The 15212-nt window shown below is 56.9% G+C and carries 14 protein-coding genes and 1 tRNA gene; 8 read left to right on the top strand and 7 right to left on the bottom strand.

Annotated elements, in window-relative coordinates:
• The first annotated feature begins 116 nt into the window (after nucleotides 1-116).
• The 4 genes from hmgA to OKW40_RS12180 all read left to right on the top strand — a co-directional run bounded on the left by hmgA (nucleotide 117) and on the right by OKW40_RS12180 (nucleotide 5746).
• Complete coding sequence (hmgA, locus tag OKW40_RS12165) at nucleotides 117-1451, top strand: homogentisate 1,2-dioxygenase (protein ID WP_429491961.1); 1335 nt, start codon at nucleotides 117-119, stop codon at nucleotides 1449-1451.
• On the top strand, nucleotides 1451-2833 hold the full coding sequence (gene fahA, locus OKW40_RS12170; RefSeq protein WP_429489902.1) for a fumarylacetoacetase: 1383 nt from the start codon (nucleotides 1451-1453) through the stop codon (nucleotides 2831-2833). Before hmgA ends, fahA begins: the two co-directional genes overlap by 1 nt.
• Nucleotides 2830-3477, top strand: coding sequence for a maleylacetoacetate isomerase (gene maiA / locus OKW40_RS12175; RefSeq protein WP_429489904.1), 648 nt, complete (start codon nucleotides 2830-2832; stop codon nucleotides 3475-3477). Before fahA ends, maiA begins: the two co-directional genes overlap by 4 nt.
• 271 nt (nucleotides 3478-3748) lie before the next feature.
• Nucleotides 3749-5746 carry an acyl CoA:acetate/3-ketoacid CoA transferase gene (locus OKW40_RS12180; RefSeq protein ID WP_429489905.1) on the top strand — a complete coding sequence of 666 codons (1998 nt, stop codon included), beginning with the start codon at nucleotides 3749-3751 and terminating at the stop codon, nucleotides 5744-5746.
• A 359-nt stretch (nucleotides 5747-6105) separates the two neighbouring features.
• Here OKW40_RS12180 and OKW40_RS12185 read toward each other — a convergent pair whose 3' ends face one another.
• The 5 genes from OKW40_RS12185 to OKW40_RS12205 all read right to left on the bottom strand — a co-directional run bounded on the left by OKW40_RS12185 (nucleotide 6106) and on the right by OKW40_RS12205 (nucleotide 9422).
• A complete protein-coding gene (locus tag OKW40_RS12185) occupies nucleotides 6106-6648 on the bottom strand; it encodes a DUF2442 domain-containing protein (protein WP_429489907.1) in 543 nt (180 codons plus the stop codon).
• Between the two features lie 52 nt (nucleotides 6649-6700).
• Nucleotides 6701-7672, bottom strand: a complete 972-nt coding sequence (locus tag OKW40_RS12190) for a hypothetical protein (RefSeq protein WP_429489909.1) — start codon at nucleotides 7670-7672, stop codon at nucleotides 6701-6703.
• A 117-nt stretch (nucleotides 7673-7789) separates the two neighbouring features.
• On the bottom strand, nucleotides 7790-8221 hold the full coding sequence (locus OKW40_RS12195) for a DUF6088 family protein (protein ID WP_429489911.1): 432 nt from the start codon (nucleotides 8219-8221) through the stop codon (nucleotides 7790-7792).
• A gap of 119 nt (nucleotides 8222-8340) precedes the next feature.
• Nucleotides 8341-8871 carry a hypothetical protein gene (locus tag OKW40_RS12200; RefSeq protein WP_429489912.1) on the bottom strand — a complete coding sequence of 177 codons (531 nt, stop codon included), beginning with the start codon at nucleotides 8869-8871 and terminating at the stop codon, nucleotides 8341-8343.
• A complete protein-coding gene (locus OKW40_RS12205; RefSeq protein WP_429489914.1) occupies nucleotides 8871-9422 on the bottom strand; it encodes an HAD domain-containing protein in 552 nt (183 codons plus the stop codon). The genes OKW40_RS12200 and OKW40_RS12205 overlap by 1 nt, the downstream gene beginning before the upstream one ends.
• 693 nt (nucleotides 9423-10115) lie before the next feature.
• On the opposite strand from OKW40_RS12205, the gene OKW40_RS12210 reads away from it, so the two are divergent.
• Both OKW40_RS12210 and OKW40_RS12215 read left to right on the top strand, forming a co-directional pair.
• Nucleotides 10116-10589: a helix-turn-helix domain-containing protein gene (locus OKW40_RS12210; RefSeq protein ID WP_429489916.1), complete on the top strand. Its 474-nt coding sequence runs from the start codon at nucleotides 10116-10118 to the stop codon at nucleotides 10587-10589.
• Nucleotides 10590-11793: 1204 nt separating this feature from the next.
• Nucleotides 11794-11880 (top strand) — tRNA-Ser (locus tag OKW40_RS12215).
• A gap of 250 nt (nucleotides 11881-12130) precedes the next feature.
• Here the strand turns inward: OKW40_RS12215 and OKW40_RS12220 are convergent.
• Complete coding sequence (locus OKW40_RS12220; protein ID WP_429489917.1) at nucleotides 12131-12412, bottom strand: hypothetical protein; 282 nt, start codon at nucleotides 12410-12412, stop codon at nucleotides 12131-12133.
• 92 nt (nucleotides 12413-12504) lie between these two features.
• Between OKW40_RS12220 and OKW40_RS12225 the strand changes: the two genes are divergently transcribed.
• Complete coding sequence (locus OKW40_RS12225; RefSeq protein ID WP_429488527.1) at nucleotides 12505-13659, top strand: IS110 family transposase; 1155 nt, start codon at nucleotides 12505-12507, stop codon at nucleotides 13657-13659.
• Between the two features lie 484 nt (nucleotides 13660-14143).
• Here the strand turns inward: OKW40_RS12225 and OKW40_RS12230 are convergent, their stop codons facing one another.
• On the bottom strand, nucleotides 14144-14368 hold the full coding sequence (locus OKW40_RS12230) for a hypothetical protein (protein ID WP_429489919.1): 225 nt from the start codon (nucleotides 14366-14368) through the stop codon (nucleotides 14144-14146).
• Nucleotides 14369-14800: 432 nt separating this feature from the next.
• Between OKW40_RS12230 and OKW40_RS12235 the strand changes: the two genes are divergently transcribed.
• Nucleotides 14801-15031 carry a hypothetical protein gene (locus OKW40_RS12235; protein WP_429489921.1) on the top strand — a complete coding sequence of 77 codons (231 nt, stop codon included), beginning with the start codon at nucleotides 14801-14803 and terminating at the stop codon, nucleotides 15029-15031.
• Nucleotides 15032-15212: the final 181 nt, after the last annotated feature.

The following is a 15212-nucleotide window of genomic DNA, read 5'->3' on the forward strand; positions in this document are numbered from 1 at the left end:
CGCACAGGTCGCTTCATCGACAAGCTCAATCTGGAGTTCCCAAAGTGCAACAACCGACGCGAGACATACCAAGTCGCCGTGAGCCTGCTCAGGCGGGCGCGCCTTGTAATCCGTTACTGGAGCGCGCATCGTCCGCGTCTGCGTTCTCGGCCCATCCAGTTGGCTATCAATCGGGATTCGCCAGCGAGTTCGCCACCGAGGCGCTCCCCGGTGCTCTCCCGGTTGGTCGAAATTCACCTCAGCGTGCGCCCTATGGTCTGTACGCCGAACAGCTCTCGGGTACGGCCTTCACTGCTCCCCGCTCTCACAACCGTCGTTCGTGGCTGTATCGGGTGCGACCAGCTGCGGTCCATATGCCGTTCACGCTATTACAGAGCGACAAACTCCTTAGCGACTTCTCGAGTGTGCCCCCAACGCCTCCAAATCAGTTGCGCTGGGACCCGCTTCCGATGCCGGAAACGCCGACAGATTTTATTGACGGTCTGGTAACCATGGCAGGCAATGGTTCAGCGGAGGCGATGGCGGGTTGTGCTATCCATATGTACGCAACGAACCGGTCGATGACAGACCGGTTCTTCTACAGCGCTGATGGAGAACTTCTGATTGTTCCCCAGGCCGGTCGCCTGAGCATTGCGACCGAACTGGGTGTTCTCGACGTGGAGCCACAAGAAATCGCTGTCATTCCGCGAGGCGTACGCTTTCGCGTCGAGTTGCCCGATGGCGAAGCCAGCGGCTACATCTGCGAGAACTTCGGCGCCCTGTTACGCCTGCCCGACCTCGGTCCTATTGGTTCGAACGGTCTTGCCAATCCACGCGACTTTCTGACGCCACTTGCAGCATATGAAGTCCGCGAGGGCAATTTTGAACTGGTGGCAAAGCTTAACGGGCATCTGTGGCGCGCAGATATTGGCCACTCGCCGCTCGACGTCGTAGCGTGGCACGGTAACTATGCACCGTACAAATACGACCTCCGGCGCTTCAATACGATTGGTTCAATCAGCTTCGACCATCCGGACCCCTCAATTTTTCTGGTGCTGCACTCGCCGAGTGACACGCCCGGCGTTGACACCATCGACTTCGTCATCTTCCCGCCGCGGTGGCTTGCCGCCGAAGACACGTTCCGGCCGCCCTGGTTCCATCGGAACTTTGCCAGCGAGTTCATGGGGCTAATTCACGGCGAGTATGACGCCAAAGCTGAAGGGTTTGCGCCTGGCGGCGCCAGCCTGCACAACTGCATGTCAGGTCATGGCCCCGACGCGGGCACGTTTGAGAAGGCATCAGAGTCCGATACGACAAAACCGATGAAGGTTGATTCAACCATGGCTTTCATGTTCGAGACGCGCAATCTCATCAAGCCAACTCGGTTTGCTCTGGAAACTTCGCAGTTGCAGGCACAGTATTTTGAGTGTTGGCAAGACCTCAGAAACAACTTCAATCCGGACGTCAAGTGATGCCAGCCAATACAGACGATACCCAGATGCTTAGTCGGACGACTAACCCAAGCCTTCGAAGCTGGGTCGAGTCAGCGAATTCTGCCAATACCGACTTTCCCATCCAGAACCTTCCTTTCGGGGTGTTTTCCGACGACAAGTCCGACACGGGACGGGTCGGTGTCGCAATCGGAGACCTGATTGTCGACCTTTCGGAGCTCGAGTCCGCAGGACTGATTGCCGTGCCGTATGTTGTCACCGACGACAACGGTCAACCTAAAAGCGTCTTCCGTCAGGCACGGCTCAATGATTTCGTAGCCTTGGGAAAAGCCAGCTGGACAAGTATCCGGATTCAGCTCTCGACGCTGCTGGCCGAAGACGGTTCGGCGCTTCGGGACAACCCCGAATTGCAAGAACGAGCGTTCGTGCGCCAATCGGACGTGGTGATGCATCTCCCCTTCGATATACCTGGCTACACAGATTTCTATTCATCGAGAGAACATGCGACCAACGTCGGGGCGATGTTTCGTGACCCGAAGAACGCGCTGATGCCAAATTGGCTCGAGATTCCAATCGGATATAACGGTCGGGCGTCTTCGGTAGTAGTGAGCGGCACACCGATTCGCCGCCCGAATGGGCAGCGCAAGGGCCCCGAGGATGAGCGCCCCACTTATGGACCGTGCCGCAAGCTCGACATCGAGCTGGAAACCGGGTTTTTTGTCGGCGTGGGTAACACCCTAGGCACGACGATTCCCGCCGCGGACGCGGATGGTCATATCTTTGGAATGGTCCTCCTCAACGACTGGAGCGCGCGCGACATCCAGCAGTGGGAATACCAGCCCCTCGGCCCGTTCAACTCGAAAGGGTTCGCGACGACCATCTCTCCCTGGGTCGTCACGATGGAAGCACTCGAGCCGTTTCGCGTCGAACAACCACCGCAGATGCCGAAGCCCCTGTCATATCTGCGGGGTGCGACGCGCGCTGGCGTCGACTTACACCTTGAGGTGCAGTTGAAGCCAAAAGCTGCTGCGTCGCCGACGACTATCGCCAAGACCAACTTCAAATACATGTACTGGTCGATGGCGCAGCAGTTGGTGCACCACACCTCCGCTGGCTGCAACACGCGGGTCGGAGACCTCCTCGGCTCGGGGACCATCAGCGGACCGAAATCTGAATCGAGCGATGACAAGATTGGGACGTTCGGCAGCCTGCTCGAGCTCACATGGAACGGGCAATCGCCCCTCAAGCTCGACGATGGCGAGACACGGAGCTTTATCGACGATGGCGACGAACTTACTCTGACTGGCTGGTGTCAAGGCGATGGCTATCGCATCGGGTTCGGTTCATGCGTCGGTGTCATACTGCCCGCGCTTGAAGTCCCCGTCCAGGAGGACGGTGAATGAAGCTGTATAGCTACTTTCGCAGCTCAGCGTCTTATCGGGTTCGTATCGCACTCGCCTTGAAAAATCTGCCGTTTCAGTATGAGGCTGTTCATCTTCTCAAAGATGGCGGCCAACAGCTCTCACCGGCATACCGGCGGGTAAATCCAGACGGTATCGTCCCAGCGCTTGAGGACGGACCGGAGGTCTTGACGCAGTCTCTGGCGATAATCGAATACCTCGACGAGATGTATCCCGACCCGCCGCTCCTTCCCGGAAACCCCATCGACCGGGCCTACGTCCGCTCCGTTGCGCTTCAGGTCGCCTGCGAAATACATCCGGTCGATAATTTGCGGGTACTCCAGTATCTGAAGAAAAACTTCGGCATATCTGATGAGCAGAAATCGCAATGGTACCGGCATTGGATTGATGTCGGCTTCGGTTCATTGGAGGTGCGGCTTAGAGCGGAGAGACGCGTCGGAAATTTCGCGTTCGGTGACGCACCAACTCTTGCTGACATCTGCCTGGTACCACAAGTCTGGAACGCCTGCCGATTTGACATCCCGCTAGACAGCTATCCGACAATCAAACGCATTGCCGACAATGCGATTGATTTGGAAGCCTTCAGGCAAGCCGAACCCTCCGCCCAACCGGACGCGGAGGGTTGAACTGACCGTTCATCCCACGCTTGATGGTGCGGGGTCAACCGTCGCTGTTTTGTCCATGGGACCTTACCCGCCGCGGTCGTGGCGGTAAGGCAATGGAGACCGTGACGGCAACGCGGACGCCCGTTACGAATGAGCCGGCGGTTTTCCACTGGCCGTCCCTAGCTGATAGATAATTCATCATCAAAAAAATGAAGGCTTTGGTCGAGTTACGAATGGTCGCAACAACTATATAGCGCCGGAGCCTGGCTCCATGGTGCAGTTTGGAGACATCATGAGTGCAGGCTTTCAACACCCATTCCCCGCAGCCGCCAATAGTGTCGCGCGAGGCAAAATCGTTAGCGCACAACAAGCCGTCAGACTGATTCGACCAGGAAACACCGTGGCAACCGGTGGCTTCGTTGGTATCGGGTTCGCGGAAGAAGTCGCCATCGCGCTGGAGCAGTTGTTCCTTGACGCGGGCCGCAGCGGAAGCGACACGGCTCGAGACTTAACACTGGTCTACGCGGGTGGTCAGGGCGACGGAGCCAGTAAAGGCTTAAATCACCTCGCCCACAAAGGACTCGTTCGGCGGGTTGTCGGTGGCCACTGGGGACTTGTTCCTGGCCTCCAACGCCTGGCCGTTGAAGGTCTCATCGAAGCCTACAACCTTCCGCAGGGCGTCATTTCCCAGCTGTTCCGCGACATTGCTGCTCATCGGCCAGGTCACTTATCCACAGTTGGACTCGGCACGTTCGTCGACCCACGCAACGGTGGCGGCAAGCTTAACGCCCGAACGACGGAGGAGCTGGTCAGCCTCATATCCATCAACGGAGCTGATTGCCTTCTGTATAAAACTTTTCCGGTCGACGTCGCCATCGTGCGTGGCACCACCGCCGACGCGAATGGGAATGTGACAATGGAGAAGGAAGCACTCACGCTCGAATCACTGGCCATCGCGATGGCCGCGCGTAACTCTGGCGGAATTGTGATAGTCCAGGTTGAGCGTATCGCCGAGTCAGGCACTCTGAATCCGCGACAGGTCAAAATACCTGGGATTCTGGTCGACTGCATCGTGGTTGCAAAACAGGAAAACCATTGGCAAACGTTCACTGAGCCCTACAGCCCGGGGTTCGCCAGCGAGCTTCGCATCGCGACAAGTTCGATTCCGTCGATGACGATGAGTGAGCGAAAAATCATCGCCAGACGTGCTTCTTTCGAGCTGATGGCCAACAGCGTCGTCAACCTCGGCATCGGAATGCCCGAAGGAATTGCGAGCGTTGCTAACGAAGAGAAGGTATGCGACCTTTTCACGATGACGACCGAGCCCGGTGTCATTGGCGGGATACCGGCAGGCGGGCTGAATTTCGGCGCAGCAACCAATACCGATGCCATCATCGACCAGCCGTACCAGTTCGACTTCTACGATGGTGGCGGTCTCGACATCGCATTTCTTGGTCTTGCGCAGGTTGACCGCGAGGGTAACCTCAATGTCAGCAAGTTTGGGCCAAAGCTCGCTGGCGCCGGCGGTTTTATAAATATCTCGCAGGCAGCGAAGAAGGTCGTCTTTGTCGGAACGTTCAATGCAAGCCAGCTCAACGTGAGTATCAAAGATGGACGTCTGCAGATTCTCAACGAAGGCGTTTGCCAGAAGTTTGTAGACGCAGTTGAGCATCGAACCTTCGGTGGCCATTACGCCATTGAACGCCAACAACCGGTCCTGTACATCACAGAACGTTGCGTCTTCTCTCTTACCCGTGATGGTCTCGAACTCGTCGAGATTGCACCAGGGGTCGACCTCCGCCGCGACATCGTCTCGCAGATGGGTTTCACCCCCATCATAAAAGATACTCCCCGCCTCATGGACGCGCGCATCTTTGAAGAACGGCCGATGGGCCTGCGGGCAATGTTGCTGCGGCTGAGACTCAGCGAGCGTTTCAGTTATGACTCAGAAAAGAACATGTTTTTCATCAACTTCGAAGGACACAAGGTGTCGACGGGGGACGATGTTGAAGCAATCCGCGCCGAGGTTGAACATTCGCTCTCAAGACTCAAAGTCAGACCTCATGCAATAGTCAACTACGACAATTTCTCGATAGCGCCCGAGGTCATCGACGCATACTCCGAAATGGTGACTGGTCTTGTCGCAAGATTTTACTCAGATGTGACTCGGTATACGACAAGCAGCTTTCTGCGGATGAAATTGGGCAATGCTCTACAACAGCGCAGCGTCGCCACATATATCTACGAGAGTCCGGAAGAGGTGTCGTCTCACGAAACGCGCGAGAAATGACTCGCTTCAATCCATGCGCTGCAGCCCGTGCGCGCGAGTTCGCCAATGGACGTCGGTTGCGAGGAAATTGAAGCGGCCAGCGGTAGCCATGCCTCCTCAACCAGCACTTCGCCCGTTCCGTTCAGAAAAAGAAGCCGCCGTCGTGTTACCAGCTAGTTGGCAATGACTGTTCGAAATGGAGCCGTTCGAAGAATTGATAACATGCCTCAACGAGAATAAATGAGCTGCGCCGGTGTGAGTCGTTTGCCAACCAAAAAGACCTCAGTCATCCCATTGCGAGAGCAACGGAGAGGCTGACTTTCAATACTGCGCGGGAGCGCGAGGAGCCCCGCACGCCCTTGACGTACAAGGGCCACCTGCTACCAGCCTAGGAGCACGCGCAGTCGTTGCATCAGCCAATCCGTCTCTTGGCCTTCCGTCCATTGCTTTCGTTCGAGGGCCCTCCGCATTCGCCGCAGCGTCACATCGTGTGAATGCTCAGGGAATTTGGCTGCGTCTTTAAGGGTCTTTGGCACCAGCTGCTGCGCCAGGTCTTCGCATATGTCCCAACGTACCCATCGCTCTTCCGCGGTCAAGCCGACGATAAACCTGCCGTCAATTAACCGTCCCGCGAGTTTCGGCTGCGTTCCTGACAGCAAGGCGGGCGTTGGGTCCCACGGGAAATCGCTAGGTACCTGCGCGTTCAGTCGCTCATTGCGATGGCGCCTCGCAGCATCGCGCATCAGCTCGCTGACACTAATTTCTTCGTCAAGATGGTCCCAGCGCAGTGCTGTGCCAGTCGCAGAAATGTGGACATCGCGACGTTGCTCAGGGGTCGCCACCCACAGTTTTGGGAACAATCGCAACGGAAATCGCAACGTGCCCCCGTATTTTAGGAGGACGGTCAGATTTTTCTCATCCACGATTGCTTCGATTGCTACCGGTCGAATGCGACATATCATTTAACACCGCTCCCTAACGGCCTGCGCTCAGCGCATGGAGGTGAGCGATGACCTGCTTCGCGACGTCAACAAACGTCTTGTGCTTGCCAGCCGCTATTGTTTGCGAGTTGAGCGCAGTGCCTGCGGCAGCGACTATTCTGATTCGAATGTGCTCGCCGACGACAAGAATTTGCACGCAAGCTTCCGGTATTGGCGTGGAATCCCCAGCCGCTTGTTGCTCAACGAACAGGGTAAATATCCGAGGCTCTGGATATGGACCCAGCGGCCATTCGTATCCATGCAAGTGAAGCGCCTCAGATGCCCGTTCCCATAACGGCCGGCGCGGGTCGATTTCCGCTATCGCTGTGTACAGCGGTTCAACATCGCTCGGCTCGCGATGGTGCTCACCCTTATACATCTTAACGATGGTGCGTGACCACTCTGCTGCCCACGCTGCTGTCATCCGTTGTAGCAATTTGAAATCATCGTCAGCATCGAGCATCTCAACAGGACTGCGGTCACCCAAGCTTCCTCGCTTTGACGACAAGAAATCTAGTCGAGACCACGATGGAGCAGGAACAATCGCTCGGCAGATTTCCTGCAGTCGCCTGCGGTCAAGTGCTGGGTCTGCAAGCAATGCGGGGTAGTACTCCGCGTTGTCGACCTCCATCGCGAAGATGCTCCCGTCTGCGAGCAAACTGTCCAATTGCCGCTTCGTCACACCTAGCTGTTTGAGGAATTCGTATTCAGGAATCAGTTCGCCGCTTGCAATCATTGCGCGTCGAGCATGAAGCGCTTGCTGCCATAAGTGCTCGCGGAGGATATCGCCGCCAACGTCTTCGCCGGCCTCAATGTAGGCGTCACGGACGATTTGTTCTATGCGAGCAATTACCTCGTCCGGCAAGCTCTCGAACTGGCCGCGGTCCGTCGCCGGTAGCCGGAAACCGTTCGCGGCGATTTTGCGCACAAGCGCCGATGCCAAGAACTGGGTGATATCGAACTCCATGTCAATGCGAAGCATCGCTATGTCCCAGCCGCAGTCAGCCATATCGAGCTCGCAGAACTGACGACAGGACGACCACGCGCTCGGTCAAATGTTCGTCGCTCGATTGGTCCCGGACTTTCACGGTTGCTGCTCCTTTCGCTGATTCACACTTCTCCGCTCGTAGGTCACAGTTTTGCTCCCAACCTGAATCTTGCGTGTGATACGGCGGCCGCCTGTATTTACAACTGCAAGCATGGGCACTTGAGTGGTTTTGCTGGCGTTGTAGTCGCGCGCCAGCTCCCCGGGAGCGACATCAATTTTCAGCTTCTTAAAAACCTGGGCCGCGATTGTCTCGAAGGTAGCGGCAGGCGCAAGCTCGTTGGTAAATTTATTGAGCCGCGTTTTGGCGTAAATTCCCACGCTTACCCGCACGAGCCTCTTGGTCGCAACTAGGTTGGATAGAACGCGGCTAAGTTGCGCTGGACTTCCAAGCGCGGCAAGCTCCGAACGAAGAATCACAATGCTGTGCCGCCTTGCAATTGAGCGCATCACGCGGGTTTCCAGTTTCACTGAGGTCTCCAGTGGCCCGTACAGCGCATTGATTGACGTAACAACCTGCGCTGATATCTCGCAGCGGCGCGTCGAGTGTCGCCCAACAAGCGAATGCCAGACTACCCCGGGGCCGAGCTTCACTGCATGCCCCCGCGGCGCATGCGTTGTATCAAGTCCGCGACCACTGGATGATGCTCTCTGCTTGCAAGATGAAGAAGCACTGCGAGGCCGATTTCTACGGCTGAGTTCGATGGGTCGACGCGTACGCGTGCAATTTTCATCAAGGGCGCGCCTGTGGCTACGGCTTCGCCTCTCACGCGTCCTACAGAATCGACGGACACGGTAAAGCGCGCCGCCGCATCGTGGATGCGGCCACACTCGCGCTCGACGAAGCAAGTTACATTAGTCACGCGTTTGCGCTTTGCCGGTGACAATTGCTCAGGCTTTGCCACTTCGTCGTCGTGTGTAAGCACAAGCTGGGCGCTTTCGTATCTGTACAAGGCGTGATACGCGTCAGCCCATATGTCGGCAACGCCTCCGTGCTGTATGCAACGGCCGTGTAAAACATGAGCCCACTGCAGGTTAAAGCCAAATCGACCTGTGTACGTTCCAATCACTATGCCTTCATTCTGCCGAAATTCCGTGCTGTCAACTGCATAAACCGCCATCAATACTCCTGCTGATACATTGCGGCCAGTTTAGCTCGCAGTTCTGCCAACACAACTGGAGCGCTTATTCCAAGTGCCTCATGCGTTCGTACGAGCTTGTCGCGACACCAAGTAGGCCAATGGAGGTAGTCATCATCTACGGCCAACCAATCGTCAGGCTTACGTCGCAAAACGTCCGCCCATATTTGCATTCCACGGGGCGCCTGCTTAAACAACTCGGCGTCCATTGCTTCGTGATACGTCGCCCCTATCACGCGAGCACGCAATTCTGGCGGCAATTTTCGTGCGACTCTCGTGACGCTTTTGTACACTCGGACCCACGATGTGGACAAGACCATGCGTAGGTCGGGATATGGCAACAGGACTTTCTCAAGTAGTCCTACGTGCTCAAACAACTTATGCCCGCTGGGTGACTCAATGTATGGCCCTCTGCCTGGACGCATATAAACATTTTCCGGATGTAACACCCCATCAAAGTCCAAGTACAGGACGAGTCCACCGGTTGCCGCCGGTGGGGGCACAGCGGGCGGCGGCGTCAAAACATCGCTCATCTGTCCATCTTTGTGTTGCCGTAAAGTTCACATTCCTGAGATACACGCGCTAGCTCACGGAGCGCCCTGCGTGCAATTCTTTGCCGCTTGCGTCGGTAAGCTTCTGCCTTTGCCCGAAGCACGAACTTACGACCGCGGCGCACTGTTACTGGCCGCAAAGTGTGTTTTCGCAGCAGCTTTGTGCGCACGTACACCGGTGACACGAAAAGCAGCCGTGCCAACTCGGCAACTGACATCAAGAGGCGGTCATCAGCTGCAATCATTCAAAGAATTCTGCCTGTCGTTGACGATGCGCAACCATGTGCGGGAATACTCAAGCCTTTGAGGTTGTGCTCAAACAATGTTCGCGCTGGTTCAGCTTTTTCATCCACGCGGATTTTTGCTGGCGGCAAAGAAACTGCCTTTCCGCCCGACAACACCGACGCGCAAGAACTTTTAGCCGGGCGCCTGCAAATTTCAGACGGCGACAGAACCTGTCGCCCCGGGGTTTCGGATGCCATCAACCTTCGTAGTTGCTCACATCTCGCGTCCTTGCGACGCCGTCTGACCCATTGCTCTTGCGGCAATTGTAGGCGTTTACCTTGTACATGTAAACGACAACATGTTTAAAGACGGCAGTTTTTAAGGCGACAAGTTTAACGGCGAACATTTTTGCGCTGTAGACATATAACTTGTTGCCGCCAAAATTGCGGCATGAAAACGACAGACGAGCAGATGAGCTTGAGGGAACGCTTCGCGCGGAATCTGAAGCGTTACAGGATGAATTTGGGTATGACGCAGGAAGAACTGGGAAGCTTCGTAGGGGCTGACCGTACCGGCATCAGTCGACTGGAACGCACTTTTGGAAATCCGACTTTAGAACGCGCGGATGCTCTTGCAACAGCAATGAAAATCGATGTTCGCGTGTTGATGGCAACCGCGGTCACCGCCGAGATTGAGCATCGTCCGCCGTCGGGAGATGTCTCAAGCGCTGCGGTCGGTGCCAAAGTCCTCGAACTGCGTAACTCGAAAGGTATGTCCCAAAAAGAGTTGGGCGCACGCGTGGGGCTCGACCGAAATTTCATCTCGCGCGTCGAATCGCCAAGCGGTCGCTTCACGCCACTTGAGTTCGCATCGCTTGAGAAGCTGGCAGCAGCGCTTGGCGTAAGTCCGGTGGATTTGCTCTAAAGGACCTGAACGCTGGCTTAATCGCCGAGCCATTGAGTGACGACGTCCTGTCGCCAACGAAGAAGCTCGCGGTCGTATAGAACGGCGCGTGATGGAAGCAGCCAGGGACGGTGGCGTGCTCGCAAGATGATTGTGCGCAGCGAGAGGCCGAGCATGTCAGCAAAGCCCTGGGCGTCGAGCTTAGCCGCCGACAGCGGGTCAGGAACATTCATCCTATCGGTAATACGACGCAGACTTGGCGAAAATCATCCGCGCGACGGCTGTCGAACCTGTGGGGAGAAATAGCGAGCGTGAGATTTTGCTACAGCAAGGCTGCATCTTTTGTCTTGGTCAGGAGCGTGTGACTAACCATCTTTCGACAACATCTCGTCGCCAACGCAGCACCTGCTGGTCGTAAAAGACCGCGCGGGGCGGTAACAGCCAAGGCCGGTGCCTCACCCGATTGATGACAGTTTGAAGTGACATGCCTAACTCGTCTGCGAGTTCAAGGGCATCGAGGTAGGAATGGACGGGATTCAATTCTATGGAGCGCATGCCATGTGTATGGCGCAACTTTATACATCTCCGTTAACCATGACGTACCTCGACGAATCGTCAGAGCGAAGTCCGTCAACTGAGTCGACTCAAGCCTCGATAAAGCGTCGGCCTTGGCGAACCCCAGCACGTACCGAACCGCGACTCGGTCTTCCCCCCTGCCCAAAAGTTGGCTGTCGTGAGGTCCGGCTCAAGGAGAAGTAATTACGGGCAGTGCCGCGTTCTCAAAACTGACATACGGACGGGCTGACATCTTCGCGAGCTCATGGGTGTCGAGGCGGGCGTGGCGTGGGCGCTCGATGCCACTTCGCCTGTAGCAAGTGTTCAGTTTTTTATCGGGTCGGGGACATCGCAGGAGTTGAGAACTAGCCGTCGGATTTGAAGTTGATTTCTATCTCCATGAGGCAAGCCGGCAACGCCGGCGCGTCAGGATTCGAGTGTGTGCAACTTCGGAACCGCCCTTTGGGCGGCCGTCCACACCCTTGTGGTGTGGTCGGCGAAGTTGTGCACACGGGGAACTGGCACAGCCTCAGCAAACCATCCCGAAACGATAAACGCCTCCAAAAAACTCCGTACATCATTGCAACCAAAAAATGTGAGCCAGCGGCGCCCGCATTACGCGAACCGCAAAGTTGGGGGTCAAGTCAAAATCAGTTACAATCGCGGGCTTGGAGGTGTGGCCGAGTGGTTTAAGGCACCGGTCTTGAAAACCGGCGAAGGGGTGACCCTTCCGTGAGTTCGAATCTCACCGCCTCCGAATTGGATGCAAACTCGTGCAGCCAATAAGTCTAGTCATCACAATGAAAATACGGCATTAAGGCAGATTCGGTCCGTATAGAGGTTCGAATCTCACCGCCTCCGCCAGACATCCAATGAATACGGGCCTTTTGGCCCGTTTTTCGTTTCTACCCCCACCACTACCCACACGACGTCGAGCGGTACCGAACACCGCATCTCAGAAGACCAACGAATCGTTGTCTACGAACAACACCCCTACGCGAGCGGATTCAGTGCATGAAGAAAACGGTGCACCTAGAGTCGCCTCGGTTCGAGGGCGTCATGCAGAATACCTGCCATTCCAGGATCGCGAGGTCGGCCTGCGCGCGTGCGACGCTCCGCATGTATTCATCTTGCGTGACGCAATTGTCGCCAAGCTTATAGGAGCAGGTCCAGCGCTCGAAGGTCTGCCGGATCTCGGGCGAATAGTGCCAGGCGGCGGCAATCAATACGCCGGCTATAGCGATCCAACCAAACGCGACTTTAATGTCCCGTATCCGTTCCCGATCCATATTTGCTCGCCCTAGATCCTATGCACGAAGGAGCCACTAAACACGCCGATCATAAAATCAGCCCGTGTGGATCTTACTCAAAGGAGAGAATCATGCGCACAGATCATGCAGACACGACCCATCCCGAAGCGCTTGTGCTGGCAGTCTCGCTGGAACTGGCTGCGACAAAGTGGAAGGTCGCGCTGCACGACGGCCGCCGCGACAACCCGGCAGTGCACACAGTGGCGGAGCCACAAGCCGCATCCCGCCTGCAGGCTGTGCTGGCCCTGATTGCCCAACACAGGGAGAAGTGGGCACTGCCGGCGGATGTGCGGGTCGTCGTCAGCTACGAAGCCGGCCAGGACGCATTCTGGATCTATCGCGCGCTGCAGGCTCGCGGGATCGAATGTCATGTCGTCGATCCCGCGAGCATTCCCGTTGAGCGTCACAAGCGCCGCGCGAAGACCGACCGGCTCGATGCCATCAAACTGGTCATCAACCTGCGTGCGTGGCTGCGCGGCGAACGCGACCGCATGCGGGTAATCCGCGTGCCGTCACTGCAGGACGAAGCCTCCCGCCATCTGATGCGTGATCGCGGACAACTACAAAAGGAAGTGCTGCAGCATCGCGACCGTATGCGCAAGCTGCTAGCCACGTTCGGTTGCTGGGATGAGGTCGGCAGCAGGAAGTTCGCCGACCGCCTCATCCGCGGCGAGGTACGGTGTCACGATGGCGCGCCGCTGCCACCCGAGTTCCACGAACGGCTCGTACGCGAGTGTGAACGGCTCGCACTGGCTGAGGAGCAACTGGCGGCACTCGAGAAGACGCGCCAGACCAGTCTGCCCGAGCCTGCGCGCACCCGGATCAGTCATCTCACGCGCCTGAACGGCATCGGGCAGGTTGGGGCCTCAAGACTGGCGCTGGAACTGTTCTGGCGGGAGTTCAGCAACCGCCGTCAGGTCGGCGCGTGCGTGGGCCTCGTCCCGCAACCCTACGACAGCGGCGAGAGCCAGGTGGACCAGGGCATCAGCAGACAGGGCAACCGGCGGGTCCGGGCCCTGCTTGTCGAGATGGCCTGGTCCTGGATTCGCTACCAGCCCACGAGCGCGCTGACGCAGTGGTTCAACCACCGCACCGAGGGCACAGGCCCGAACCGCCGGGCCCGACGGATTACGATCGTCGCGGTGGCACGGCGCCTGGCGATTGCGCTGTGGCGCTATCTGAAGGATGGCGTGATTCCCGCCGGAGCACAGCTGAAATCCGCCTAACCCCTCAGACTCCCGGGAGGTTTGTTCAACGATGTGAGATGAAGCAAATATGGTTTGAAGCGAGCATGCCCGTGTGAAGGACTGGTTGCGCAGCCAGCAACCGATTTTCTAGATGGGGCATGCTCCCGGCGATCTTACCGGCGTAACGCGCATACAGGATGAGGCTGGTTTCATGCCAGCGGATAGAAGTTGGTGAGACGTCAGGTCTCACGGGCGCAAGGATCGACTTCAACCATCGGTGGGTTCAGCGCAACGGCGCCCACTCGCGGTACGAACTGTGAGGAGAGTTCGCTTATCGATGATCAGTCAGTCTGTAAAACGGCTTGACAAGGGACTACTCATAGAAGTTCTTCTTGATGTTATGACGCGCGGACAGTCGACGCCCGCCACGCTCGACCTCAAGTGTGGGTATGGACGACGTGTCGAAGCGCAGCTACCAGACCAGCCTCGCTTCGTTTACACATTGTGCCGTAAGGCTGCAGTGCTACGGATGGAGCGTGATCGTTCCGCCCGTCACCAATTCCCTAAAGTTCTCTTCGCGAAATCCGGCGCTTGAATTGCTGAAGTCTCTGATATGGAAGCCGTAATCCTTGCGTAGCTCCCGTCTCAATCGCTTCTGCTTCTTTGGGTCGGCCTCGCGCAATTTTCTCAGTAGATCACAGATGCTGTCAGCATCGGAATAAGTGAAATCGGTTTTCCCTTTCTTCATATCTCAACCCTTCGAAGTTCATCGGATTTGCGAGATATTTCACTCGATGGCAATCCCATGCCTACTGGCGATCGCTTGGAGCAAAGGCGCCGAGCATCGCGGCCGGGTTTGCGGTTTCTTGACACATTACGGCTTGGCCACCATACGGGCGATAAAGTTGAGCGGCGTGCAACTGTACTCCGCGCCATCGTTGAAGAAGGGATTCGTTTTTCGGGGGCAAGCTCAGTACGCCAACCTTGCCTTGTGCCCGGCCACCCCAATTGGCGTTGGGGCGTCGGGTTCATCAACCCGATACAGGAGGCATGTCCAATGCACCACGTCCCTGCTCTTCCTGAGCAAACACAATCGTCTATCTCATTCCCTATCATCGGCACGCGACGCGCGCCGCGCCCAACTTCAACCAGGCGTACAACAATGCGACGGGGGTAGGTCATGCCTGACTTTCTGAACGCCTCTGCACAACCGGATACCGCGATGCCTGACACCGCGGTTATCCGCGTCGATCAACTGCACGCACTGGCGGCGCTGCTGAGTCTGGAGGAAGTCGCAGAGCAGTTCTCCGCTCTTTCAACGGTTGCCCAGGTTTCGATTTTTGGTCTCTTCGAGGATGCACTCGCGGACGTACGCGCCGTATTGGCGCGAACAGCGGCTTCGGGCGAATGATCTGCTGCGCGAGTCCCGCCAACGGCTGGAAAGGTCATAGACCAGCGGTACGGTCGCTGCCCGCGAGCATCCGCGCTACGGGCGCGAAAAACCGCAATGTTCCTGCGGGCGCTTTTTTCCGTTTCATCGAGAGCCGTGGAGATTTTGGGCTGTCGCCCATGTACGGACTGCCTGTCGCACG

The sequence above is a fragment of the Paraburkholderia sp. RAU6.4a genome (assembly GCF_050435625.1).
GTDB lineage: Bacteria > Pseudomonadota > Gammaproteobacteria > Burkholderiales > Burkholderiaceae > Paraburkholderia > Paraburkholderia tuberum.

Bases quoted from the DNA above. Each gene is read 5' to 3' on its own strand.
- OKW40_RS12210 (WP_429489916.1), top strand. From the start codon at position 10,116: ATGAAAACGACAGACGAGCAGATGAGCTTGAGGGAACGCTTCGCGCGG.
- OKW40_RS12190 (WP_429489909.1), bottom strand. From the start codon at position 7,672: ATGGAGTTCGATATCACCCAGTTCTTGGCATCGGCGCTTGTGCGCAAA.
- OKW40_RS12225 (WP_429488527.1), top strand. From the start codon at position 12,505: ATGCGCACAGATCATGCAGACACGACCCATCCCGAAGCGCTTGTGCTG.
- OKW40_RS12180 (WP_429489905.1), top strand. From the start codon at position 3,749: ATGAGTGCAGGCTTTCAACACCCATTCCCCGCAGCCGCCAATAGTGTC.
- maiA (WP_429489904.1), top strand. From the start codon at position 2,830: ATGAAGCTGTATAGCTACTTTCGCAGCTCAGCGTCTTATCGGGTTCGT.
- OKW40_RS12235 (WP_429489921.1), top strand. From the start codon at position 14,801: ATGCCTGACTTTCTGAACGCCTCTGCACAACCGGATACCGCGATGCCT.
- fahA (WP_429489902.1), top strand. From the start codon at position 1,451: ATGCCAGCCAATACAGACGATACCCAGATGCTTAGTCGGACGACTAAC.
- OKW40_RS12220 (WP_429489917.1), bottom strand. From the start codon at position 12,412: ATGGATCGGGAACGGATACGGGACATTAAAGTCGCGTTTGGTTGGATC.
- OKW40_RS12230 (WP_429489919.1), bottom strand. From the start codon at position 14,368: ATGAAGAAAGGGAAAACCGATTTCACTTATTCCGATGCTGACAGCATC.
- OKW40_RS12200 (WP_429489912.1), bottom strand. From the start codon at position 8,871: ATGGCGGTTTATGCAGTTGACAGCACGGAATTTCGGCAGAATGAAGGC.
- OKW40_RS12205 (WP_429489914.1), bottom strand. From the start codon at position 9,422: ATGAGCGATGTTTTGACGCCGCCGCCCGCTGTGCCCCCACCGGCGGCA.